Raw genomic sequence first — 21,894 nt, 5'->3', positions numbered from 1 at the left:
CGCCGCCGCCGCGGCCGGGTCGCGCCTTTTCCCCTACCCGCCCCTTCCCGAACTGGGGGAGACCCCCAGACCCCCGACCACGCTCCGCGCGGTGTCCTCAAACGCCGGACGGGCTGGATTTGCCCGCAGGCTGCGGACTACGCCGGCAAACTCAGCCCGTCCGGCGTTTGAGGACGCGGCCGCAGGCCGCCCCCGCCGCAGGCGGCAACGGCGGGACGGACTGCCCCGTTCGGGTGACCATGCGACTGAATGGGTGAATCCATGGGGATCGCATAGAGACAGCGCTGCGCGCAGCGCAAACGCACCGGCGTACCGATCGGAACGGAGAGCCCGATCATGCCCGCTCGAAACGACGCGCATTTCCCCGATTTCTCCGCCTTCATCGACGGCGTCAACAACACCGACCACGAGCAGTTCACCGCCCAACAGCCCAACGCCCCGGTGGCGGTGACGGAGTTCACCGCGATGAGGCGGCATGTCCAGTCCCTCTATGCCGGCATCGAGCACGTCCCGCACAGCTTCGTGGACGACAACGGCCAGGTCTTCGACTGCGTCCCCGTGGGCAGCCAGCCCGCGCTCAAGGGCAGTACCGGGGAGCCGCCCGCCCCGCCCGACGCGCCGCCCGGTCCCGGCACCCGCGGGGCCTCGCAGAGCATGCCGCTGCAGCCGCAGCTGCGGTCCGACCGCATCGACAAGTTCGGGCACTCGATGTCGTGTCCGCCGGGCACGATCGCGATGCGCCGGGTCACGCTGGAGGAGCTGGCGCGTGGCGGCACCCTCCGGAACTTCTTCCGGAAGAGCCCCTACGGGACGGGGCGTCACCCGCGGCTGAGTCCGCCCGTGCAGGGCGGCATCCACAAGTACGCGCACGCCTATCAGATCGTCGACAACCTCGGCGGCCACAGCTTCATCAACGTCTGGGATCCCAATGTCGGGTCCGAGGTGTTCTCCCTGTCGCAGCACTGGTACGCGGCGGGCTCGCCGGTGCAGACCGTGGAGTGCGGCTACCAGGTCTATCCGGGGAAGTACGGCACCACCCAGCCGTGCCTCTTCATCTACTGGACGGCCGACGGCTACCAGAACACCGGCTGCTACAACCACGACTGCTCGGCGTTCGTCCAGACGAACTCCGCCTGGGCCTTCGGCGGCACGCTGGGTCCGGTGAGCGTCTCCGGCGGCGCGCAGTACGAGCTCGAAGTGGCGTGGTATCTGTCGGGCGGCAATTGGTGGCTCTACCTCGGCGGCACCAGTGCGAGCAACGCGGTGGGCTACTACCCGGGTTCGCTGTACGGCGGCGGTCCGCTCGCCGGGCACGGGACGGACATCGACTACGGCGGCGAGGTCGTGAACAACGTCGCGTGGCCCCCGATGGGCAGCGGCGCCTTCGCCTCCGCGGGGTGGCAGTTCGCCGCCTACCACCGTGACGTCTACTACTACGGCACGGCGGGCGGCGCGACGGAAGCGTCCCTGACGGCGTCCCAGCCCTCACCGAGCTGCTTCACCACGGCGGTCGGCCACGCGGATCCGCCGTGGAACGAGTACTTCTTCTACGGCGGTCCGGGAGGCACGGGCTGCGAGTGAGGGCCGCCCCGCGGCTCAGCGTGTCGCGGTCGTGCCCGGGAAGCGCTCCAGGGCCTCGACCACGAGGGCGTGGTCCTCCGCCTGTGTCAGGCCCGAGACCGCCACCGTGCCGACGACTCCCGTGCCGCGCAGCCGGAGGGGGAAGGCGCCGCCGTGGGCCGCATAGCGGGCCTGGTCGAGGTGGGAGTGGGTCTCGAAGGTGCGGCCCTTGGCCCGGAAGCGGGCCCCCACCAGGCAGGAGGACTCCGCGTAGCGTTCGACGACACGGCGCTTGCGGTCGAGCCAGGCGTCGTTGTCGGCGGAAGTGCCGGGCAGGGCGCAGTGGAAGAGGCGCTGGGGGCCGCGGTGGACGGCGATGCTGACGGCCGCGCCTCGCCCGCGGGCGAGGGAGACGAGCAGGGAACCGAGTTCCCAGGCGTCGTCGTTGCCGAACCGGTCGAGGACCAGCCGCCGTTCGTCCTCCTCCAGGCGGGAGATCTCGTCGTTCGCGAAAGCGTCCAAGGCGTCGTTCATACCTTTGTCTCCTCGATCCGTACCGTACGGCTCTCGGCCGCCGACAGCCGTGCCGCTTCGAGCACACGCAGGGCGGCTGCCGCCTGGCGCGCGGTGACCGGGGGCTCGCCGCCGGTGCGGAGGGCCTCGGTGATCGCGGCGTAGTAGGCGGGGTAGTCGCCGGGGAGGGTGGGGACGGGTTCGCCGCCGCCCGACAGGGGGGACTCGCCCGCACCGATCCGGCCCCACGCGGATTCCGGTTCGACGCCCCACGCCGTGCCGCCGCCCGACGGCCGCAGTCCCTCGCGGAGGGCCGCCTCCTGGGGGTCCAGGCCGTACTTCACATAGCCCGCGGCGCTGCCCAGCACCCGGAAGCGCGGCCCGAGTTGGGCCGTGGTGGCACTGACCCACAGATGGGAGCGGACGCCATTGGTGTGGGTGACGGCGATGAAGGTGTCGTCGTCGGCCTCGGCGCCCGGCCGCCGTACGTCGGCCTCCGCGTATACGGTGGCGGCGGGGCCGAAGAGGGTGAGGGCCTGGTCCACCACATGGCTGCCCAGGTCGTAGAGCAGCCCGCCGATCTCCGCCGGGTCGCCGGACTCCCGCCAGCCGCCCTTCGGCCGGGGCCGCCAGCGCTCGAAGCGGGACTCGAAGCGCAGGACCTCGCCGAGCGCGCCGTCGCGCACAAGCTGCTGGACAGTACGGAAGTCGTTGTCCCAGCGGCGGTTCTGGAAGGCGCTGAGCAACAGGCCGCGTTCGTCGGCGAGTTCGGCGAGCGCCTCCGCCTCGGCGGCGGTCGCGGCGAGCGGCTTGTCCACGACGACCGCCAGCCCGGCTTCGAGCGCGGTGCGGGCGAGCGGGACGTGGGTGCGGTTGGGAGAGGCGATGACGACGAGGTCGAGCTCGTCCGCGCGGCCGAACAGCGTGTCCGCGTCGGCGGCGGTCCGCACACCCGGGTGCTCGGTGGCCGCCTGGCGCTGCCGCTCGGGGTTGGCGGTGACGACCGTGTCCAGGGCGAGGCCCTCGGTCGCGGCGATGAGCGGCGCGTGGAAGACGGAGCCCGCCAGGCCGTAGCCGATGAGCCCGACGCGATAGGGAGCGCGGGTGAGGTCAGGGGTGCGGTCAGCCATGCCCTCCACTTTGGCAACGGTGTTGCCAAAGTGCAAGCGGGGGTGACAATGGCCTGGTGAGCAGTGTGAACAGACCCCTCCCCCAGCCCGCCGCACCCGGCACCCCCGGCACTTCCGGACCGGCCGGGGCGAATCTCGCCGCGCTGCGCGATCACAACACCGGCGTCGTCCTCGGGCTGCTGCGGGACGCGGGCGCGGAGGGCGCCAGCCGGGCGGAGCTGGCCGCGCGTACGGGCCTGACCCCGCAGGCCGTCAGCAAGATCGCCGCCCGGCTGCGGACGGCGGGGCTCGCGACGGACGCCGGACGCCGCGCCTCCACGGGCGGGAAGCCGCCGACGGTGCTGCGCCTGGTCCCGGACGCGGCCCACGCCGTCGGGCTCCATCTGGACCGGGACGCGATGACGGCGACCCTCGTCGACCTCACGGGCGCGGAGGTCGCGACGCGTACGGCGCCGCTGGCGTTCGGCGCGGGGGCGGACGCGGTGCTGGACGCAGTGGTACGGGAGGTGGGGGCCCTGCTCGGTGCGGGCGGTTCGGCCAGGGGTGCCGTCCTCGGGGTGGGGGTCGCCGTGCCCGGTCCGCTGGACCACCGGAGTGGGGTGCTGCACCGGGTGACCGGTTTTCCGCAGTGGGACGGCTTCCCCTTGCGGGACGCGCTCGCCGGGCGGCTGGGCATGCCGGTCGTCGTCGACAAGGACACGAACGCCGCCGCGCTGGGCCTGCTGCCCCGCGCCGGCGCGGGCTCCTTCGCCTATCTGCACCTCGGCACGGGCCTGGGCGCGGGGCTCGTCCTCAACGGCGGCGTGCATCGTGGCGCGCGGACGGGGGCCGGGGAGTTCGGGCATCAAGTCCTCCAGCTCGACGGGGTGTTGTGCCCCTGCGGCAACCGCGGCTGCATCGAGGCGCTGTGTCTGGCAGCGGTGGCGGACGGCGACACCGGGCTGGCCGCACGCCTGTTGGGGGTGGGCGCGGCAAACCTGGTACGGCTGCTGGACATCGACCTGGTCCTCCTCGGGGGTCGGACGGTACTGGCGGACGCCGGGGTGTATGTGGCGGGTGTCGAAGGCGTGTTGGGCGGTACGACTCCGGTGGCCGTCACCCCGGGCGGCGCGCGGACGGTGGTCGAGGGAGCGGCGGAACTGGTGTTGGCGCCGGTGTTCGGAGCGGCGGCCGGGTAGGCGTAGCGGCGTCTGCACATGCAGCGCCTTTCCCTCTTGTGAGTGGATTTTTCGCAGCATCATGCGAGCAGTACTCATGAAGTGCCGATAAACGGCAATCAGCGAGCAGGGGAAGGCGGGCGGGTCCCATGTACGCACGGAGTTTTCTCGGCAGGATGGCGGCGGCCACCGGTGCGGCGATCGTGCTGGCGGCGGGTGCGGTCTCTCCTTCGCAGGCCGCCTCGGGGACGTTCTTCTACACGAGGGCGGACAACGGGAGTGAGACGTTCCTCGGCAGCACACCCAACGGCCAGTGCCTCTCGATTCCCGGCGGGGCGTCGTACGCCCACAACGACACCGACACCGACTCCAATCTGTACACGGACAGCAGTTGCTCCACGTTCAAGGCATCTCTCGGCTCCCGGCAGTCGGACAGCTACTCGTCACCGTTCCCGATGTACGTGAGGTTCGGATAGCACGCGGAGCACTGTCCTTACGGGGGGCCAGGGCCTTCGAGGTTGAGGCGTGCGTTACTTGGCGTGGGAGCGCCGTCCCGGAACCGGCGGCGGCTCGGGGGCTTCGATCGCCGCGACCAGGACCGCGTCCTGACTGCGGAACTCCGCCTTCAGCACGTCGAATCCATGCCGGTCGGTACCGACGGTCGTCGGGCCGGGTACCACGATGATTTCCCCGCCTCCCGCTTTGAGCGTCGCCCGGACCTTCCCCCATCCCTCACGGGACCCCAGGGGGAGGTCCGGAGTCGTCTCGATCACGGTGGTGATGACCTTCCACGCCCGGAGCTCGGCGTAGTTCCGGCACCGGGACGCCTGGCGCCGGGCCTCGGCGGTGTCCGCGCCGGACACGTACACCAGCGTGGGAGGCGGACCGTGACGGCAGGGCTTCCCGTCGGTCTTGCATCCGTACGACAGCGCGTCCACCGGCCTCAACTCCCTGTCTGGGCACCACCTTCCGGCGCCATGGCGGACTCGGGCCGGGGCGGTGCGACCAGTTCTATCTGGAAACCGTCCTCGTTCGCCAGGTAAGCCGCGTAGTGGGTGACGCCCCCGGCGTACGGGTGACGATCCGCGAACATCAGCTCCCATCCGTGCGCCTCGCCCTCCTTCGCGAGGGCCTCCACCTCGGCTTCATCCTCGACGTGAAAAGCGAGGTGGTTGAGGCCCGGCCGGCATCTGTCGTGGGTCCCCGACGTGAGTGCCGGGGATTCCTCGATCACCAGGTAGAACCCGCCCTGCCGCCAACTGCGGCCGCGCTCCCAGAGTTGATACGGCTCGTACCCCAGCGTCTCCAGCAGCCACCCGAAGCTTTTCGCTGCGCGGGCGAGGTCGGGCACCCAGAGTTCGACGTGGTGGAGGCTCCCCCTCATGTCGGCCACCCACCGTTCCGGCGGCGTCGCGTGCGGCGCATCAGCCATTGCGCGGCCGCGCGGTCTCTGTGCACGGACGTGACGCGGGACGGGGTCGTCGCCTCGGGCAGCCCCGACGGCCTCAGCGTGCCGTACTCCAGGAAACGGATCACCCCGCAGCTCTCGCAGCGGGCTGCCCCTGCCCCGTTGGGCCCCGTGGCCCACTCCCAACCGCCCGCGTGTGCGCACACACGCGCCATCGTTCTCACAGCCCGTGCTCCCTGCGCCAGTGGCTACGCTGTGCGACCACGGCGGCCCCCGTTCTCACCTTGTCCCCACTCGCCTCCGCCTCGCGGTACGCCGCCGACAGCTCCGGGCAGGTCTCGCAGTCGATGGGCGATCTGGCCATCTGGGGCCACAGCCCCGCGGTTTCCCGCTCCTCGCGGGTCGCCAACCTCAGTGCGGTGAACGGGACTTCCCACTCCTCGCCGCCCCCGGGTGCCCTGACGTGCACCCGCTTCCCCATGCTGTCCACCACCAGCGCCACCCGTGACTCCCGGGTGTCCACCACGAACGCGCCGTTCCTGTATGTCATCGCTCCACGACCTTCCCCTCCGCTACGCGCTGTAGTCACTACGTTCACGATGGACCTGCACGCGCCTCGAGCGCAAGAAATTGACTTCCACATCGCAGGACTTCATCCCTGTGGGTGACGCGAGGGTCTGCAATCAGAACGCCCTCGGGTTGTGGACCACACTGGGCAGCCCATGGCCAGCAAGGGAGAGCGAACATGGGACATCCAGCGCGCCGCACAGCACTCCGCCGGAAGTTGGGCGCAGAGCTGAGAACCCTCCGGGAGGCCGCCGCGGTCTCGGTCGAGGAGGCGGCCACGGCGATCCACGGCGACCGAACGAAGATCAGCAGACAGGAGACCGGGCGTCACCGCGTCACCAGGCTCGAGCTGGAGACCCTGTTCACCCTCTACAAGTGCGAGGATGAGCAGCTACGCCAGTGGCTCATCGCACTCTCGGCCCAGGGCGGCGGTCGCGCCTGGTGGCGTCAGCACGGAGAGTCCTTCAGAGACGGCTTCAAGGAAATGCTGACCCTGGAGTCCGACGCAGCGAGAATCGCGGCATTCCAGCCGCGAGTTGTCCCCGGACTTCTTCAGACACAGGAGTACGCAGCCGCCGTCATCACGGACAGTGCAATGGAGTTGCCCCCGGAGGGAATCGATTTCTATGTGGACATTCGGATGAGTCGGCAGAGCATCTTCCTTCGAGGCAACCCTCCGAAGTACACAGCGATCATGGCGGAGGGCGTCCTCCACCAACAGATCGGTGGCCCAGACACCTTGGCCGACCAGCTCCGGCACCTTGTGACGTTGAGCGAGACACCCGAGATCACACTCAAGGTCATCCCGTTCTCGCAGAGCGCGTTCACGAATACCGGAGGAGGGCCCTTCGTCCTGTACTCCTACCCCGACCCACTGGACTTCGATGTCGTGCAGGTGGCATACCTCCATGGAGACCTGTACTCGGAGGAGGATGAGACGGTGACCAAGTACCGGAAGGCTTTCGAGCGACTGCAGGCCACCGCTCTGCCGCCCGAACAGTCCGTTGAACTGATCTCGTCGATCTCACGCGATCTGGAACGTGGATGAGGTGCTCCCGTGATAACCCACAGCCTCCCGCACCACCGATGGTGCAAGTCTTCCTACAGCGGCGACGAGGGACCCCAATGTGTTGAAGTTCAGCCGACCTGCGACGACTTGATAGCCATAGGCGACAGCAAGAACCACCCCCGCGACATCCTCGCTATCCCGGCCCGCACTTGGACCGCCTTCATCCATGCCGTGCACCACGACCTGCTGGTGAAAGGTTAATCCGTGATACGCCACGACCTGCCCACGTCCGCGTGGCGCAAGTCTTCCTACAGCGCAGACACCGGCTCGCAATGTGTTGAAATACAGCCAACCCACGACGACTTAACGGCCATAAGCGACAGCAAAGCCCGCCCCCGCGGCGCCCTCGCCGTCCCACCCCGCACCTGGACCGCCTTCGTCCACGCCATGCGCCACAGCCAACTCCAGCCGCTACGCGGCTAGATCAGCGGCTCGAAGCCCCACCAAGCGCGCCTACGGCGCATCCCGTTTCGGCGCGGCGAGATCCAGGAGCGTCGCCGAGAGCTGATCGGCGGTGAGAGGAGCCGCGGGCAACGGAGCCGCGGCCTCGGCTCGTAGGCCGCCGAGGAGCAGGTGGAGGTGGCGCAGCCAGGCGCCGGGCGCGGCCGTGGCGGACGCGGGGACGACGCGTCCGAGAGCGGCCAGCATGAAGAGCAGGTCCTCGGTGACGATGTCGTCCCGCATCGAACCCTGCTCCTGGGCACGGCGCATCAGCAGGGAGACCGTCTGGTGGTGGTGCGCCTTGAGGGCGTCCAGGGAGGGTACGTCCTGGACGCCCGTGGTCATCAGGTCGTTGGCGCCCCGGTCGGCGGCCAGGCCCTCGAAGATGTACTCGAGATAGCGGACCAGACCCTCCCAGGCGTCCTCGGCATCCCGAGCGTCCGCGCCATGCCGAAGAGTGTCGTTCAGCGAGTCGCCGAAGACGGCCTCGATGAGCGCCCCGCGGGTGGGGAAGCGCCGGTAGAGGGTGGCGTTGCCGACACCGGCCCGGCGGGCGATCTCGTCGAGCGGCGCCTCCATGCCCTGCTCGGCGTAGATCTCGCGGGCCGCGGCGATCAGCAGTTCGCGGTTGCGCTGGGCGTCCCGCCGCAGCGGGGCCGGACGGCCACCCTCCGGCGATGCCGGTGCCGCCCCGCCGCTTCGCTCAGCACTCACTGTCCCTCACCGCTCCCGCGCCGTATGTCGGCCGTATGCCGGCCGTATGCCGATGCCGCCCTCCACTGTCGCCGACAGCACCCCGACAGCAAAACGTGGACCACTCCCCGTTTTGCTTGTTAGGGTCGGAGCCGTCAATCGGGGAGCAGTCCCCACTTGATGGGGTCGTGGCCTGCCCGAGGTCAGGGCCCGACGACGAAGGGACGACAACCCGTGAGCACGATGCCCGCGTTCGAGACTCTCGCACCGGCCGGTACGGACTTCACCGCCGACCCGTACCCGGTCTACGCCCACCTGCGCGAGCAGGGGCCGGTGCACCGGGTGGCCACCGAGGGCGCCGGCCATGTCTGGGTGATCCTGGGGCACGAGGAAGTGCGGGCCGCGCTCACCGATACGCGGCTGAGCAACGACGTGCGCAACTCCGCCCACTGGCAGGACGACGGCGGTTACGCCATCGGCCGCAACATGCTCCAGACCGACGCGCCCCAGCACACCCGGCTGCGCAAGATGGTCGCGGGGGCGTTCACCGCGCGCCGGGTCGAGTCGCTGCGGCCGCGCGTCCAGCAGCTGACCGACGAACTCCTCGACGCCATCGCCCCGTTGTCCGGTGCAGATCTCGTCGAGTCCCTCGCGCGGCCGCTGCCCATAGCGGTCATCTGTGAACTGCTCGGCGTGCCGGCCGCGGATCAGGAGACCTTCCGGGTCTGGTCGGACGCCATGGTCTTCCAGCCCACACCGGAGGCCGCGGGCGCCGCGGCCATATCGATGACGGACTACCTCAACGACCTGCTCCAGGCCAAGGACCGCTCCCCGGGCGACGACCTGCTCAGCGCGCTGGTCCAGGCCCGCGACGCGGAGGGCGCGCCGCTCGACCCGCAGGAACTGCTCGGCATGGCGTTCGTCCTGCTCGTCGCGGGCCACGAGACCACCGTCAACCTCCTGTCCAACGGGACGTACGCCCTGCTGACCCACCCCGAGCAGCTCGCCGCGCTGCGTGCCGACCGGTCGCTGCTCGAGGGCGCGATCGAGGAGATGCTGCGGTACGAGGGGCCGGTGACGTCCTCGTCGTTCCGCTGGGCCGCGGAGGACGTGGAGATCGCCGGTGTGACCATCCCGGCCGGCGAGGCCGTCATGATCATGCTGGGCTCGGCCTCCCGGGACTCCGGCCGCTTCCCCGGCGCGGACAGTTTCGACATCCGCCGCCCCCGGGCGGGCACCGGCGGTCCCGGGCACATGGCCTTCGGCCACGGCATCCACTTCTGCCTGGGTGCCCCGCTCGCCCGTCTGGAGGCCGAGGTCGCCTTCACCGCTCTGCTCGACCGCTTCCCCGATCTCGCCCTCGCCAAGGACCCCGCGGAAGTGCCCTGGCGCCCCGGCCTGATCCGGGGCCTGTCCGAACTCCCCGTCCGGTACAGCCCCCGCCCCTGAGAACCGGTCACCGGGACCGTCTCCACTACGCCGGGTGCAGGGAAGCCCTCTCGGGCCGCCCCCACGGTCCAGTGGGGGCTCGGCGTTCATACAGAACAAGACCGCGTCGCCAGCGGGCACGGCGCATCAGGTCGGGCGCGATTCGGGCAGCACGTCACCAACGCCAGCGACAGGAACTTCGGCCTCCCCAGGTAGAACCCGTGGGACACGTCGCCGCCCCACCCCAGCCGTTCAACAGCCGAGGCCACGAGGACGGTCTGCCAGATCGCGTCCTTGTCTCGCACCGAGGAGAACCGATGTGTGTACTCCGCCAGTTGCTCTCCCAACCACTCGCCGACTTCCTTCGCTTCCTCCCAGGTACCCCGGATCAGCTGTGACGGCTTCAGCAGCCAATACGCCGTCTCCAGCGGCGGCACACCGGCCACCCGCCACTCCGTCACCGCCGCGCGATACCTCTCCGCCACGTCTTGTGGGCTCGTTGTCGTCGGCTCCATCGACGAGGGCGGACGACGGACGCTCTCCTTGTCGAAGTCCGCTTTGTCACCGAGCCACCGGTAGCCGTGGAAGTGCACAGGACATCCTGTTCCGGGCAGTCGGAGGTGGCCCCTGCCCCTCCTGAAAGGCAGGGGCCACCTGTCAGCGGGCGGTCGGTCAGGCCGTGAGGCCGAAGCGGGCCGGGTCGATACCGGCCGCATTCAACTCCGCGGCGGTGAACCGCAGCGGCTCCGTGTCCGGCCGCTTGCTGTCGCCGAGGGCGTAGGCGTCCTCACCGATGCGGGCGAGGGTGACACACGATTCACCGTCCGGGTGCGTATTGCCTCCGCACGCCTTCGAGAACCGGGCTCCGTCGAGCGTCAGGCTGTACAGGTCGGTCATGGTCTGCCTTCCCGATAGGTGGCAACGGAAAGCCGAATGCTGTCCGTTGCCACCTGCACAGCGTGGAGTCGCCGGAGGCGCGAGGCCAGCTTCAGTCGCGAGGCGGACTAAAGATCACGGAGGGCCTCCGCGCATTCCACCAGGAAGCTCCGGGCATCGTCACCGAAAAGGGCGTAGCTTTCCAACGTGGCGAACAAGTCCAAGTGCGCGGCTACGTCTCTTGAGTCCCTGAGGACGAGAATCCCGGTTGTTGTCTCCACCGTGGCAAGGGACGTGTCATAGACCGTGAATGTATCCATGGGGGCCACGGGCATGTGCCCTCCGGTGAGGATGACGCCCAATCTCACGTTGGGGAGTCTCGACACCGATACGAGCCGGTCGACCTGCATGGCCATGGCCGGGGCAGGGACGAGCGGCCATTTCACGGCCAGTTCCGACAGGAGGAACGTGAACCGCTTCCTCGTGTCGTAGAGGACTTCCTGCCGTTCCAGCTTCTTCGCGATCAGCAGACCCTGGTCCCCTTGCAGGTCGGCCAGACTCGCTTTGATGTACTCGGGGGTGGACAGCAGGCCGGTGATCATGGAGAGCAGAAAGTATCTGAACTCGGTGCACGATGCTTCAAGCGCGGCCAGCTCCTGCTGCTTCCGCTGAAGCCCCTTGCGCCGGAGTGAGCGCAGGTCCTGCCACTCGGTGCGGGCCACCCTTGCGAGAGCCGTGACCTCGTCGATGAGTTCCGGAGGGGCCTCTACCGCCCGCAGGATGCGCTCTACGTCGATGATGCCGGGAAGGACCTTCCCGTTCTCGATCCTGGAAATCTTGGACTGAGACATGTTGCAGCGCAGAGCGAGCCGGTCCCCGGAGAGGCCGGCTCGCTTGCGCAGGTCTTTGAGCGTCTGGGCCAGCTCCCGCTTGGACTGGCCCAGTTCCTCAGGATCGAACGTCACCTGTGCGGATACTCCAGAAACGGCACAGATCCCTCTACGGCGATCCGTTGGTATTCAAGGAACGGCGCAGGGTCACCCGCGTGCAATTCGCGGCCGATCTGCTTGCCGTCCGGCTCGTAGTGCATCAGCACGATGGTGGAGCGGTCGAACATCCAGAAGTCCGGAACATCCGGAAGAGGGTTCTCTTTGTCGGTGGCATCCAGGATTCTGATGTCCTCTCCGATGAACGCCTGATGCCGGTAGTACCTCTCGAACTCGAATCGCAGATATTCCGAGAGCGGCCGGGTCACGATGTGCACCCGGCCGACAGACCCTCCTGCCGCCTTATGCTTCTGGATCAAGGCGGTCCAGGAGTCTTCATAGGGCTCGGAAAATCGAGCCCCGCTCTTGAACGCTGCGAACTCTTCCGATTCCTGCGGCACAAGGTACTGCGGCAGGGTCTCAAGTCTCCATGCTTCCTGTTGGAATTCCTGGAACTTGGCTGCCCACTCCTCACCATCCAAGAGCACGAAACGCCTCCCTCAACACGCTCTCGGGGATTTCCACGAGGCCTTCCCCAGTCGGGGGCCGGAAGGCGTCGGACGCCTCGCCCTGGACCAAGAACGATCCCGTGTGCGTCCGGTACACGTTGGGGCAGTCCCCTTGGCCGCACTCCCCGTTCCCGTTACCAGTGAGGCGGGTGAGCTCAACGCGTTCAGGCATGCGCAACCCCCTTGCCCGCGGCCCTCGGTCGGGCCGACCGATGACGACGGTACGAGGAGCTATGCAGGGGCGTCCATGCCGGGACGCGACTATGCGCGTCATGGACTAAGGATCTTGAAAGGGTGCGCCCCTCGTCCCCGTGAGCCTCGCGACCACCGTCGCGCGCACCGCCCGGGTGCGGCTCACCGGGCCGGAGGCCTACCGTCCGGAGGGCCAGGGCCCCGGTGCCGCCCAGGCCACCCGCCCTCACCTGGAATGATGTCGTCCGCCGACCGGGCGGACACACACCGCACTTCGGCCGGAAGCCGCCTAGAAACCCGCACTCCCCTCCCGCTTGCATAGCCATGCCCAAACCTTGGGCGCCATACGGAGGGGGGACCTTTGCGTAAGCCGAAGGCAAGACCCAGAGCATCCAGATCGTCCAGAGCGGCAACCCCGAGTGGCATAGCCGGTGGTGCGGCGGCGCTGATCAGCGCCGCCGCACTCGTCGTTTCCGCGGTACCCGCGGACGCCGCGCCGGCCAAGAAGCCGTCCAGCCCCGGTGAGGTCATCCCCGGGCAGAAAACGGCGACTCCCGCCCTGGTGGACGGTATTCACGAGGCCACCAAGGCCTCCGGGAGCGCGGCCGACGCCGCCACCGCACACCTCGCCGACAAGCAGGGCCGGTACCACATCGCCTCTCCCGCCCGCGACTTGAAGCCCGTGCAGACCACCGCCTCCGGCGCGTCGGAGACCGTACGGCTTCAGCAGAAGCACCGCGGGGTGGAGGTGCTCGGCGGGCAGTACCTCGTCCGGATGGAGAAGCGGGACGGCAAGCGCGTCGTCACCGGCACCTCCGGCAAGTACTTCACCGGGCTGACCGCCGACACCACGCCCGAGGTCGACGAGGCGCTCGCCGTCGAGCGGGCCGTCGACGCCACCATGGCCGACCTCACCTCGAAGACGTTCGGCAAGGACGAGGGCTCGGACGACGCCAAGGAGCCGCTGGCCGGTACCGCTCGCGGGCTGGTCGTGCTGCCGCAGGGCAGCGGCGTGCTCACCCAGCACGTCACCGTACGGGGCACGGACCCGGTCAGTGGGGCCCCTGTGCTGCGTGAGGTGTTCGTGGACGCCAAGGGCGGCTATCCGGTCCTCCAGTACAGCGGGATCAGGACGTTCGCGGCCCCCGGCCAGACGACGGGCGCGGCGGAGCAGTCCCCGGGTGCGGCGGCCACCACCGCACAGAGCCGCCGGACCCTCGTCGACGCCCCCGCCCTCAAGGGTTCCGGCGTGAAGTTCGACAAGCAGACCGTCGAGCTCAACCTGACCAAGGACGAGGCGAGCAACACCTACGTCATGCGCGACCGCTCCCGTGCACAGCAGGGCAGCAACAACAACCAGATCTCCACCTGGGACGCGCGGAACAAGAGCGTCGGCGACGTCTCCGGCACCTGGCCTTCCGACATCAAGGAATTCGCTTCTCCCGGGCCGAACTTCGGCCAGGAGGCGACCGAAGCGGGCGCCGTCGACGCGCACTGGGCGGCGGGCAAGGTCTACGACTACTACAAGAACGTGCACGGCCGGACCAGCCTGGACAACCGCGGGATGGCCCTCAACTCCCTGGTGGGCGTGAGCTACTACGGCATGCCGTATGTGAACGCCTTCTGGGACGGCACCAAGATGGTGTACGGCAACGGCGACAAGGAATACCGTCCGTTGTCCGCCGGGCTGGACGTCGTCGGCCACGAGATGACGCACGGCGTCGTGCAGAACACGGCCGAACTCGTCTACGCGGGCCAGTCCGGTGCCATGAACGAGGCGCTCGCCGACTACTTCGGCCAGGCCATCAAGACCGACGCGTACGGCATTTCCATGGACAGCCCGGACTCCGGGCTGCTGGGCGACACGCTGTGCCGGACGAAGACCCCGCGCGCGTGCGCGATCCGCGACCTGAACGACGGAAGGACCACCTCCAAGTCCTTCCTCGGCGTGGCCATCAGCACCGACAACGGCGGTGTCCACCTCAACTCCACGATCTTCTCCGGCGCCCTGTGGGACATCCGCAAGGACCTCGACCGGACCCTCGCCGACAAGATCGTCTACAAGGCGCTCAGCGAGTACATGACCCCGCTGGACGGCTTCACCGAGGGCCGGGCCGCGGTCATCGCCGCCGCGAAGGACCTCAAGGTCTCCGACCGTGAACAGCGCGCGGTCGAGCGGGCGTTCAACGCCCACGGCATCGTGCCCGGCTGGGAGCTGGCCATGGGCGTCGACTCCGACCAGCTGTTTGCCAAGGTCAACACGGCCCGTTCCGGCGTCGGCGCGGGCGGCGGCTGGTGGGTCGCGTCCAAGTCCAACGACGACGGCTCCGAGCCGTACTCGGTCTGGGCCGGACGCGTCGACGGCAGCGGCGAGAAGAAGCTGATCAGCCCCAACGACGGCTTCTACCACGTGAACCCGGTCACCGACGGCAAGTGGGTCGTCTGGCAGACCTACAAGCGGACCTACGTGGAGGTCCAGGCCCGGCGGATCGACGGCGGCCCCGTCAAGCGCCTCTACAGCTCCCGGCGCGGACTCAGCGCCCTGCACATCGAGGGCGACGTCGTGGTCATGGACGCCATGACCACGGTCTCCCAGCGGCACGCGATCTACGTCCGGCTGAGCGACCCGACGAAGTCCACCGTGGTGGACGAGGGCGGATGGAGAGTCATTTCCGGCTACTCGTCGATCAGCCACGGCCGGATCGCGTACTCCAAGGTGGCCCTGAACGGCGGCAAGCCCACGTTCAGCACGGAGATCCTGGACCTCAACACCGGTAAGCGGACGGTGATCCAGCAGGCCGCCGCCCCGGCGGGCTTCAGCCAGACCGCCATCAACGGCAACAGTGTCTATTGGCTGGTCAACGGTGCGCAGTCGAACGACCCGACGGTCGTGCGCCGTGCCAACCTGGACGGCTCCGGGGCGAAGGACATCAGCCCCGCGCAGGGGGCGGACGCGCTGCGCGCCCTCGACCTGACGGCCTCCGACGACGCGCTGACCGTGAGCGCGTACGTGCCCGACACGACGTACCGCAACGAGACGCTGGCCAAGCTGTGGCAGTTCACGGCGGACGGCTCGCCGCGCGGCCGGGTCTCCTGCAACCGCGGTGAGCAGTACTCCGCCGCCGCTGCCGGAGGCAGGCAGGTGGTCTGGGTGGACTCCACCACGGGCTACACCGATCTGGTGACCCGTACGCGGCCCGCGGGCAACTGCGGCTGAGCCACGCTCTCACAGCTGAAAACGGTTCAATCCGTATCCGTGTGACGGGAGCGGACCAGGGCGATCAGGCCCAGGCCCGCTCCTGAGAGCATCAGCCCGCCGCCGAGAATCATGGTGTTGCCCATCGGCGGCCCGCTGCGGGTGGGCCGCGGGGCGTGCGCTCCCGGTCCCGCGAAGGCGGGCACGGTGCAGGCGCAGGCCAGGAGCACGCCGCCGATCATCGTCGCGGCGGCCGTCGGCCGCCACCGTCCTCGCCCGGTCCGACGGTGGCGGCCCCCCTTCGCTCCTCGCAGCTCGCACATATCGGAAAATATGCGGCCGTGGGGGGCGGGGAGGCCGCAGCACACGCCGCCGTTCCCCCGAATCCCCCAAATCTCCGAAGAGGCGCTACGCGTCCTTCAACTCCTGGCGCTGGCGCCCCAGGCCCGTTATCTCCAGCTCGACCACGTCCCCGGCGCGGAGGTACGGCTTGGGGTCGGGGTGGCCGTCGGCGACGCCCGCCGGGGTGCCCGTGTTGATGATGTCGCCCGGGTAGAGGGTCATGAAGCGGCTGACGTAGCGGACGACTTCCGGGACCGTGAAGATCTGCTCGGTCGTCAGCGCGTTCTGCTTGAGCTCGCCGTTGACCCACAGGCGGAGGTGGAGCGTCTGGGGGTCGGGGACCTCGTCGGCGGTCACCAGCCAGGGGCCCAGCGGGTTGAACGTCTCGCAGTTCTTGCCCTTGTCCCACTGGCCGCCGCGCTCCAGCTGGAACTCCCGCTCCGACACGTCGTTCACCACCGCGTACCCGGCGATCGCGGCCCGCGCCTCCGCGTCCGTCTCCAGATGACGGGCCGTGCGGCCGATGACGACGGCCAGTTCGACCTCCCAGTCGGTCTTCTCGCCGCCGCGCGGCACCAGCACCGGGTCGTACGGGCCGACGACCGTGTCCGGCGCCTTGAGGAAGAGGACCGGCTCGGCGGGGGGCGCGACGCCGAGTTCGACCGCGTGGCCGTGGTAGTTGAGGCCCACGCAGACGATCTTGCCGATGCGGGCGACCGGCGGGCCGACGCGCAGGCCCGCCGGGTCGAGGGCCGGGAGGATGCGGGCGCCCGCCGCGGCCCGTACGCGCTCCAGCGCCGAGCGGTCCGCGAGCAGCTTCCCGTCCACGTCGTCCACGATGGACGTCAGGTCGCGCAGCGTCCCGTCGTCCTCCAGCAGCGCCGGGCGCTCCGCCCCCACCGGCCCCACACGCAGCAGCTTCATTCCTTGATCGTCCAAGAGCGGAGGCGCTCTCCGCAAGGTCCCTTTCGGTCTGCCGTGTGGCGAAAGTCCTGCCCTAGGCCTCGACGGTCCGTGCCGCCGACGGCACGTCGTCAGGCCCAGGGTCCATGGCCAGGACCTCGCCGTCCGGCCGGGCGGCGTCCGCCGGCCGCGGCTTCGGCCCCAGCCAGGAGACGGCCAGCGCCACCAGGACGTTGGGCAGCAGGGCCAGGGCGCCCGCGTTCACGCCCCATACGGGGTCGTGCTCGGTGAAGACCAGGGCGCAGACCAGGGTTCCGCCCACCACCAGGCCGCTCAGCGCTCCCCACAGCGTCATCCTCCGCCACACCAGACCCAGCAGGATCATGGGGACGAGCTGGGCCATGCCCTCGTACGAGATGAGCGACAGGCGCACCAGCGTGTTGGGCGCGGTGTAGGTGAGCAGCAGGGCCACGGTGCCCGCGGCCACGACGACGATCTGGGCGCCGGTCTTCTGGCGGTCGGGGCGGCCCGCGAGGCGGGGGACGGCGCCCAGCACGCTCTTGCCCCACATCGTGCCGATGACCAGCATGAACACCGCCATCGGCACGATCGACGACAGCGCCGCCGCCACGCCGATCAGGCCCACCGCCCAGGCGGGCAGCGAGTCCACGACGAGCTTGAAGAGCGCCAGGTTGGAGCCTGCCCCGGTCAGCCCCGGCACCACGAAAATGGCCGCCATGCCGAGCAGCATCGGCACGAACAGCAGCACGTTGTAGAAGGGCAGCAGCATCGCGTTGCGGCGCAGGGCGCCGGCGCTGCGGGCGCCGAGGTAACCGGCCACGGTCGTCGGAAAGATGACGACCGTCAGGGAGTTCAGGAAGCTCGTCGTCACGAACCAGCCGCCGCCGAGCCCGCTGCCGCCGTGGCCCGTGAACGTCAGCCACTCCGGCTTCTCCGCCACGATCCGGTCCAGGAACGGCCCGTAGCCGTCGAAGTAGTGCAGCGGCACGTAGACGGCGAGGAAGCCGAGCGTGCCGATGACGAGGACGTCCTTGAGGACCGACACCCAGGCGCTGCCACGCAGCCCGCTCACCACGACGAAGCCCGTGGTGACGGCGAACGCGATGAAGTACGCCCAGTCGAGGCTGATCGCGCCGTACGAGATGGTCGAGACGACCACGCCCATGCCGGTGATCTGGAGCTGGATGTACGGCAGCAGGCAGACCGTCGCCAGGATCGCCACGAGCGTGCCGAGCCAGGGGCGGTTGTAGCGGTGCGCGACCATGTCGGTGATGGTGACAAGGCCGTGCTTCCGCGCGTACGCCCAGAGGGTCGGGCCGACGACGTAGCCGATCGCGTAGCCGCACGACATGTACGCGATGACGTAGAGCACCGGGGCGCCGTGGTTGTAGCCCCAGCCCGCGGCCCCCAGATAGCTGAAGCTGGTGTAGCCCTCGCCCGCCATGAGCACCCAGATGAAGACGGTGCCGAGGCTGCGGCCGCCCACCGACCACTCCGCGAGGCCGCCGCCCGATCCCCTGCCCCGGACGGCGAGCAGGCCGAGGCCGACGGTGAGGACCATGAAGACGGCGAAGACGGCCGTGGCGACCGTGGCGTTCGAGCCGTTCACGCGCGGCCTCGCTTACGGTCGCCCCGCCAGGCGAGGTAGACGGCGGCGGGGGTGAGGAGGGTGGCCAGCAGCAGCCAGGCGAAGAGGAAGGGGAGTCCGAGGACGGTGGGATGGATGCGGTCGGTCAGGGGCAGGGTGCCCAGGAACAGGACGTACGGGATGAGCAACCACAGCAAGGTGGGACGTTTCAGCACGGGCCGACCCTATGCCGGGGCTCCGCCCCGCACCCCGCTCACGCCCCCACCAGCCGCGACGCCGAATAGATGCACAGACCCGCCAGGGCGCCCACCACCGTGCCGTTGATGCGGATGAACTGGAGGTCGCGGCCGATGTGGGCCTCGATCTTGCGGGAGGTGTGGTCGGCGTCCCAGCCCGCGATGGTGTCGGTGATCAGCGCGGTGATCTCGTCGCGGTAGGTGGTGACGACGTAGACGGCCGCGTCCTCCAGCCAGGTGTCGACCTTCGCGCGGAGCCGGTCGTCGGTGGCCATACGGGCGCCGAGGGAGAGGAGCCCGGCGCGGACACGGAGGCGGAGCTCGCTGCGCTCGTCCTCCGCGGCGGCGACGATCATGGCCCGTACGGCGCCCCAGGTGGAGGCGATCAGATCCTGCACCTCGCCCCGGGCGAGGACCTCGGACTTCAGGCGCTCGACCCGCGCGCGGGTGTCCGTGTCGGACTGGAGGTCACGGGCGAAGTCGCCCAGGAAGCGGTCCACGGCGCCGCGCGCCGGGTGGTCGGGCATGTCGCGCATCTCCGTGACGAAGCGCAGCAGCTCCTTGTAGACACGCTCGCCCACCTTGCGGTCGACGAACCGGGGCGTCCAGCCGGGCGCGCCGCCGGTGACCGCCTGCATCACCGAGTCGCCGTGCTCGACCAGCCAGTCGTGGGCGCGCACGCACACGAGGTCGACGACCCTGTGGTGCCCGCCGTCCGCGACGACCTTCTCCAGCATGGTGCCGATGCCCGGCGCGATCTCCTGGGCGTCGGCCCGGCGGGTGATGGCCTCGCCGACGACGGCCTGGACGTCGGAGTCCCGCAGGACGGTCAGCGCGCCGCGCAGCGCCGTGGCCAGCTCGGCGGTCACCCGGTCGGCGTGCGCGGGCTCGGCGAGCCAGCCGCCCAGCCGGGAGGCGATGCCGACGGCCCGCAGCCGGACGCGGACGACGTCGCCGGAGAGGAAGTTCTCGCCGACGAACTCGCCGAGGCTCTGCCCCAGCTGGTCCTTCTTGGTGGGGATGATCGCCGTGTGCGGGATCGGCAGGCCCATCGGGCGCCGGAAGAGCGCGGTGACGGCGAACCAGTCGGCCAGGGCACCGACCATGCCCGCCTCGGCGGCGGCCGCGACATAGCCCGCCCAGGGGCCGGCGCCCGCGGACTGCCCCCACTTCGCGAGCGCGTAGACGACGGCGACGAGGAGCAGCAGCCCGGTCGCGAGGGCCTTCATCCGGCGCACTCCGCGCCGTTTCTCCTCGTCTGCGGCGCTATAGGTGAGACCGCCCGTCGGGGAGGGCATCACTCCTTCGGGGGCGTCCGCATCGCCGCCGGGGGACCCGCCAGGGGACCGTTCCATCCGCACCACCCGTTCCAGCCGTCTTCACATGCATTGTCCCTGCCCGAGGTACTCCGGGAACGGACCGGGAGTTCCCGGCGTCTGACAAGTCGCATGTGACACGTTGCGTGATCCACTCGGCCGACAGGCGCGCCCCCAAGAGGCCGTGGGATCATGGAACGGCGATCGGACCGCGAGGGCGCTGTTGCAGATCAGTCGCTGTTTCGTCCCCGGTTCCGCACCCGGAGCGGCTCGCTCCGTCACTCCCAGGAGAGACTCGCCATGAACAGGCCACCCCTGTCCCGCGGTACGGCCTACGCCGTGCTCGCCGCGCTGGCAGCCGTGGTGATTCTCGTCTCGACGGCGATATTCGTCGGCGTCGGCAGCCATGGCCGCGGTCCCGCGGCGAGCCCGCACGAGGCCCATGGCACGGCCGCGCCGGCCGCCTCCGGCGAATGGGTGGGCGCCTGGTCCACCGCCCCCGCCGCCGCCGAGTCGAACACCCGCCGGGGCTTCCCCGGGATGTCGATCCGGAACGTGGTGCGCAACGGCGTCAGCGGCAGCGCCGTGCGGATCCAGCTCTCCAACCTCTTCGGCGCGCAGCCGCTGCCCGTCACCCACGCCTCGCTGGCCGTGGCCACGGCCCACGGCTCCCCCGCCGCCGTGCCGGGCAGCATGCGGCAGCTGACCTTCGGCGGACAGCCCACGGCGACGGTCGCGGCCGGGCGGTCACTGCTCAGCGACCCCGTCCAGCTCGCCGTGAGCGCCGGTGCCGACCTGCTCGTCACCACGTACTCCCCGGCGCCCTCCGGCCCGGTGACCTACCAGCCGCAGGCCCGCCAGGTGTCCTACGCGGCCCGCGGCGACCACGCGGAGGACCCGCAGGGCACCGGCTACACCATGAAGACCCCCTACTGGCGGTACCTGACCGCCGTGGACGTCTGGTCCCAGGAGGCGCGCGGCGCGGTCGTCGCCTTCGGCGACTCGATCACCGCGGGCGTGAACTCCACCGTCGGCGCCAACCACCGCTGGACGGACTTCCTGGCCGCCCGGCTGCGCGGCGAGCCCGGGGCGCCCCGCTACAGCGTCCTCAACGAGGGCATAAGCGGCAACCGCATCCTGCTCGGCAACTCGGGCCCGCCGCCGGTGAACAACCCCAGCGGCCTCGACCGCTTCGAGCGGGACGTCCTCAGCCGGTCGGGCGTGCGCGTCGTGGTCATGATGCTCGGCGTCAACGACATCCTGCGGCGTCCCCAAGTGGACGACCCGCAGCGCATCCTCACCGGCCTGCGGACGCTCGTGGAACGGGCGCACGCGCGCGGGCTGCGGGTCGTGGGCTCCACGCTGACGCCGTTCGGCGGGCACGTGGGGGCCGTGGAACAGCAGGAAGTGACCCGGCAGGGCGTGAACGAGGTCATCCGCTCCGGCCAGGTCTTCGACGACGTGGTCGACTTCGACCGCACGCTCCGGGACCCGGACGATCCGGAGCGGCTGCTTCCGGCGTATAACTCGGGGGACTGGCTGCATCCGAACGATGCGGGGTATCGGGCGATGGCCGATACGGTCGATTTGAACGCGCTGAAGGGTGCGGCCGTCACGGCCCTGTGACCCCCGGGGCCCCGGGGGGCGTGCCCCCGAATCTCCGGCTGCGGGCCGGTTCGCCGCCTGCGGCGGGGGCGGCCTGCGGCCGCGTCCTCAAACGCCGGACGGGCTGATTTTGCTGACGTAGTCCGCAGCCTGCGGGC

At 70.0% G+C, this 21,894-nt stretch carries 26 protein-coding genes; 9 read left to right on the top strand and 17 right to left on the bottom strand.

Translation table 11 applies throughout. From position 1 onward, the window contains the following. Positions 1-336: 336 nt before the first annotated feature. A complete protein-coding gene (locus tag ACWD4A_RS23070) occupies positions 337-1,581 on the top strand; it encodes a neprosin family prolyl endopeptidase (protein WP_451196787.1) in 1,245 nt (414 codons plus the stop codon). Between the two features lie 15 nt (positions 1,582-1,596). Here the strand turns inward: ACWD4A_RS23070 and ACWD4A_RS23065 are convergent, their stop codons facing one another. Together ACWD4A_RS23065 and ACWD4A_RS23060 are read right to left on the bottom strand one after the other, a co-directional pair. Then, the gene (locus tag ACWD4A_RS23065) at positions 1,597-2,094 is read right to left on the bottom strand and encodes a heme-degrading domain-containing protein (protein WP_451196785.1); all 498 of its coding nucleotides are present in this window, start codon (positions 2,092-2,094) and stop codon (positions 1,597-1,599) included. Beyond that, positions 2,091-3,203 (bottom strand): Gfo/Idh/MocA family oxidoreductase, encoded by a 1,113-nt coding sequence (locus ACWD4A_RS23060; RefSeq protein ID WP_451196783.1) that lies wholly within the window; start codon positions 3,201-3,203, stop codon positions 2,091-2,093. The genes ACWD4A_RS23065 and ACWD4A_RS23060 overlap by 4 nt, the downstream gene beginning before the upstream one ends. Positions 3,204-3,268: 65 nt before the next feature. Between ACWD4A_RS23060 and ACWD4A_RS23055 the strand changes: the two genes are divergently transcribed. Further along, positions 3,269-4,381 carry an ROK family transcriptional regulator gene (locus ACWD4A_RS23055; RefSeq protein ID WP_451196858.1) on the top strand — a complete coding sequence of 371 codons (1,113 nt, stop codon included), beginning with the start codon at positions 3,269-3,271 and terminating at the stop codon, positions 4,379-4,381. Between the two features lie 128 nt (positions 4,382-4,509). Then, a complete protein-coding gene (locus ACWD4A_RS23050; protein ID WP_451196780.1) occupies positions 4,510-4,836 on the top strand; it encodes a hypothetical protein in 327 nt (108 codons plus the stop codon). A gap of 54 nt (positions 4,837-4,890) precedes the next feature. Here the strand turns inward: ACWD4A_RS23050 and ACWD4A_RS23045 are convergent, their stop codons facing one another. From ACWD4A_RS23045 to ACWD4A_RS23030, 4 genes are read right to left on the bottom strand one after another with little or no spacing between them, the layout of a single operon-like run. Continuing rightward, complete coding sequence (locus tag ACWD4A_RS23045; protein ID WP_451196778.1) at positions 4,891-5,298, bottom strand: hypothetical protein; 408 nt, start codon at positions 5,296-5,298, stop codon at positions 4,891-4,893. Positions 5,299-5,303: 5 nt separating this feature from the next. Then, positions 5,304-5,744 carry a VOC family protein gene (locus tag ACWD4A_RS23040; protein ID WP_451196775.1) on the bottom strand — a complete coding sequence of 147 codons (441 nt, stop codon included), beginning with the start codon at positions 5,742-5,744 and terminating at the stop codon, positions 5,304-5,306. Further along, positions 5,741-5,983, bottom strand: coding sequence for a DUF6255 family natural product biosynthesis protein (locus ACWD4A_RS23035; protein ID WP_451196856.1), 243 nt, complete (start codon positions 5,981-5,983; stop codon positions 5,741-5,743). Before ACWD4A_RS23035 ends, ACWD4A_RS23040 begins: the two co-directional genes overlap by 4 nt. A gap of 5 nt (positions 5,984-5,988) precedes the next feature. Continuing rightward, positions 5,989-6,318 (bottom strand): hypothetical protein, encoded by a 330-nt coding sequence (locus ACWD4A_RS23030; RefSeq protein ID WP_451196773.1) that lies wholly within the window; start codon positions 6,316-6,318, stop codon positions 5,989-5,991. 195 nt (positions 6,319-6,513) lie between these two features. Here ACWD4A_RS23030 and ACWD4A_RS23025 point away from each other — a divergent pair, with 195 nt between their 5' ends. Genes ACWD4A_RS23025 through ACWD4A_RS23015 form a run of 3 tightly spaced genes read left to right on the top strand, consistent with a single transcriptional unit; the run spans position 6,514 to position 7,827 of the window. Continuing rightward, positions 6,514-7,383, top strand: a complete 870-nt coding sequence (locus ACWD4A_RS23025; protein WP_451196771.1) for a DUF5753 domain-containing protein — start codon at positions 6,514-6,516, stop codon at positions 7,381-7,383. Between the two features lie 9 nt (positions 7,384-7,392). Next, a complete protein-coding gene (locus tag ACWD4A_RS23020) occupies positions 7,393-7,605 on the top strand; it encodes a DUF397 domain-containing protein (protein ID WP_451196768.1) in 213 nt (70 codons plus the stop codon). A 3-nt stretch (positions 7,606-7,608) separates the two neighbouring features. Then, positions 7,609-7,827: a DUF397 domain-containing protein gene (locus ACWD4A_RS23015; protein ID WP_451196766.1), complete on the top strand. Its 219-nt coding sequence runs from the start codon at positions 7,609-7,611 to the stop codon at positions 7,825-7,827. Positions 7,828-7,857: 30 nt separating this feature from the next. Here the strand turns inward: ACWD4A_RS23015 and ACWD4A_RS23010 are convergent, their stop codons facing one another. Beyond that, a complete protein-coding gene (locus ACWD4A_RS23010; protein WP_451196763.1) occupies positions 7,858-8,559 on the bottom strand; it encodes a TetR/AcrR family transcriptional regulator in 702 nt (233 codons plus the stop codon). Between the two features lie 222 nt (positions 8,560-8,781). Between ACWD4A_RS23010 and ACWD4A_RS23005 the strand changes: the two genes are divergently transcribed. Beyond that, a complete protein-coding gene (locus tag ACWD4A_RS23005; RefSeq protein WP_451196854.1) occupies positions 8,782-9,987 on the top strand; it encodes a cytochrome P450 family protein in 1,206 nt (401 codons plus the stop codon). An 86-nt stretch (positions 9,988-10,073) separates the two neighbouring features. Here ACWD4A_RS23005 and ACWD4A_RS23000 read toward each other — a convergent pair whose 3' ends face one another. From ACWD4A_RS23000 to ACWD4A_RS22980, 5 genes are all read right to left on the bottom strand, one after another. After that, positions 10,074-10,559: a hypothetical protein gene (locus ACWD4A_RS23000; protein ID WP_451196761.1), complete on the bottom strand. Its 486-nt coding sequence runs from the start codon at positions 10,557-10,559 to the stop codon at positions 10,074-10,076. Positions 10,560-10,638: 79 nt separating this feature from the next. Beyond that, positions 10,639-10,863 carry a DUF397 domain-containing protein gene (locus ACWD4A_RS22995; RefSeq protein WP_451196758.1) on the bottom strand — a complete coding sequence of 75 codons (225 nt, stop codon included), beginning with the start codon at positions 10,861-10,863 and terminating at the stop codon, positions 10,639-10,641. Between the two features lie 107 nt (positions 10,864-10,970). Next, positions 10,971-11,807: a helix-turn-helix domain-containing protein gene (locus tag ACWD4A_RS22990; protein ID WP_451196755.1), complete on the bottom strand. Its 837-nt coding sequence runs from the start codon at positions 11,805-11,807 to the stop codon at positions 10,971-10,973. Then, on the bottom strand, positions 11,804-12,316 hold the full coding sequence (locus ACWD4A_RS22985) for a DUF6879 family protein (RefSeq protein ID WP_451196753.1): 513 nt from the start codon (positions 12,314-12,316) through the stop codon (positions 11,804-11,806). The genes ACWD4A_RS22990 and ACWD4A_RS22985 overlap by 4 nt, the downstream gene beginning before the upstream one ends. Beyond that, entirely contained in the window at positions 12,300-12,509 is a 210-nt protein-coding gene (locus ACWD4A_RS22980; protein WP_451196751.1) for a hypothetical protein, read from the bottom strand. The genes ACWD4A_RS22985 and ACWD4A_RS22980 overlap by 17 nt, the downstream gene beginning before the upstream one ends. A gap of 582 nt (positions 12,510-13,091) precedes the next feature. Here ACWD4A_RS22980 and ACWD4A_RS22975 point away from each other — a divergent pair. Further along, a complete protein-coding gene (locus ACWD4A_RS22975; RefSeq protein WP_451196748.1) occupies positions 13,092-15,746 on the top strand; it encodes a M4 family metallopeptidase in 2,655 nt (884 codons plus the stop codon). Positions 15,747-15,772: 26 nt separating this feature from the next. Here ACWD4A_RS22975 and ACWD4A_RS22970 read toward each other — a convergent pair whose 3' ends face one another. The 5 genes from ACWD4A_RS22970 to ACWD4A_RS22950 all read right to left on the bottom strand — a co-directional run bounded on the left by ACWD4A_RS22970 (position 15,773) and on the right by ACWD4A_RS22950 (position 20,113). Further along, positions 15,773-16,048: a hypothetical protein gene (locus ACWD4A_RS22970; protein WP_451196745.1), complete on the bottom strand. Its 276-nt coding sequence runs from the start codon at positions 16,046-16,048 to the stop codon at positions 15,773-15,775. An 85-nt stretch (positions 16,049-16,133) separates the two neighbouring features. Continuing rightward, positions 16,134-16,991 (bottom strand): fumarylacetoacetate hydrolase family protein, encoded by an 858-nt coding sequence (locus tag ACWD4A_RS22965; protein ID WP_451196743.1) that lies wholly within the window; start codon positions 16,989-16,991, stop codon positions 16,134-16,136. A gap of 73 nt (positions 16,992-17,064) precedes the next feature. Then, a complete protein-coding gene (locus ACWD4A_RS22960) occupies positions 17,065-18,552 on the bottom strand; it encodes a sodium:solute symporter family protein (RefSeq protein WP_451196851.1) in 1,488 nt (495 codons plus the stop codon). Positions 18,553-18,596: 44 nt separating this feature from the next. After that, positions 18,597-18,794 (bottom strand): DUF3311 domain-containing protein, encoded by a 198-nt coding sequence (locus tag ACWD4A_RS22955; RefSeq protein ID WP_451196740.1) that lies wholly within the window; start codon positions 18,792-18,794, stop codon positions 18,597-18,599. Between the two features lie 38 nt (positions 18,795-18,832). Further along, positions 18,833-20,113, bottom strand: a complete 1,281-nt coding sequence (locus ACWD4A_RS22950) for a DUF445 domain-containing protein (protein WP_451196738.1) — start codon at positions 20,111-20,113, stop codon at positions 18,833-18,835. A 318-nt stretch (positions 20,114-20,431) separates the two neighbouring features. Here ACWD4A_RS22950 and ACWD4A_RS22945 point away from each other — a divergent pair, with 318 nt between their 5' ends. Then, positions 20,432-21,757, top strand: a complete 1,326-nt coding sequence (locus ACWD4A_RS22945) for an SGNH/GDSL hydrolase family protein (RefSeq protein ID WP_451196735.1) — start codon at positions 20,432-20,434, stop codon at positions 21,755-21,757. Positions 21,758-21,894: the final 137 nt, after the last annotated feature.

The organism is Streptomyces sp. NPDC002537 (assembly GCF_053594975.1).
This window is presented reverse-complemented; position numbering and strand designations above follow the sequence as displayed.

What these genes read in the sequence shown, in the direction of transcription:
- ACWD4A_RS23040 (WP_451196775.1), bottom strand. Translation starts at nt 5,744, where the DNA reads ATGAGGGGGAGCCTCCACCACGTCGAACTCTGGGTGCCCGACCTCGCC.
- ACWD4A_RS23025 (WP_451196771.1), top strand. Translation starts at nt 6,514, where the DNA reads ATGGGACATCCAGCGCGCCGCACAGCACTCCGCCGGAAGTTGGGCGCA.
- ACWD4A_RS23065 (WP_451196785.1), bottom strand. Translation starts at nt 2,094, where the DNA reads ATGAACGACGCCTTGGACGCTTTCGCGAACGACGAGATCTCCCGCCTG.
- ACWD4A_RS22995 (WP_451196758.1), bottom strand. Translation starts at nt 10,863, where the DNA reads ATGACCGACCTGTACAGCCTGACGCTCGACGGAGCCCGGTTCTCGAAG.
- ACWD4A_RS23005 (WP_451196854.1), top strand. Translation starts at nt 8,782, where the DNA reads ATGCCCGCGTTCGAGACTCTCGCACCGGCCGGTACGGACTTCACCGCC.
- ACWD4A_RS23050 (WP_451196780.1), top strand. Translation starts at nt 4,510, where the DNA reads ATGTACGCACGGAGTTTTCTCGGCAGGATGGCGGCGGCCACCGGTGCG.
- ACWD4A_RS23070 (WP_451196787.1), top strand. Translation starts at nt 337, where the DNA reads ATGCCCGCTCGAAACGACGCGCATTTCCCCGATTTCTCCGCCTTCATC.
- ACWD4A_RS23060 (WP_451196783.1), bottom strand. Translation starts at nt 3,203, where the DNA reads ATGGCTGACCGCACCCCTGACCTCACCCGCGCTCCCTATCGCGTCGGG.
- ACWD4A_RS23035 (WP_451196856.1), bottom strand. Translation starts at nt 5,983, where the DNA reads ATGGCGCGTGTGTGCGCACACGCGGGCGGTTGGGAGTGGGCCACGGGG.
- ACWD4A_RS23030 (WP_451196773.1), bottom strand. Translation starts at nt 6,318, where the DNA reads ATGACATACAGGAACGGCGCGTTCGTGGTGGACACCCGGGAGTCACGG.
- ACWD4A_RS22945 (WP_451196735.1), top strand. Translation starts at nt 20,432, where the DNA reads ATGAACAGGCCACCCCTGTCCCGCGGTACGGCCTACGCCGTGCTCGCC.
- ACWD4A_RS22970 (WP_451196745.1), bottom strand. Translation starts at nt 16,048, where the DNA reads ATGTGCGAGCTGCGAGGAGCGAAGGGGGGCCGCCACCGTCGGACCGGG.
- ACWD4A_RS22980 (WP_451196751.1), bottom strand. Translation starts at nt 12,509, where the DNA reads ATGCCTGAACGCGTTGAGCTCACCCGCCTCACTGGTAACGGGAACGGG.
- ACWD4A_RS22960 (WP_451196851.1), bottom strand. Translation starts at nt 18,552, where the DNA reads ATGGTCCTCACCGTCGGCCTCGGCCTGCTCGCCGTCCGGGGCAGGGGA.
- ACWD4A_RS22965 (WP_451196743.1), bottom strand. Translation starts at nt 16,991, where the DNA reads ATGAAGCTGCTGCGTGTGGGGCCGGTGGGGGCGGAGCGCCCGGCGCTG.
- ACWD4A_RS22950 (WP_451196738.1), bottom strand. Translation starts at nt 20,113, where the DNA reads ATGCCCTCCCCGACGGGCGGTCTCACCTATAGCGCCGCAGACGAGGAG.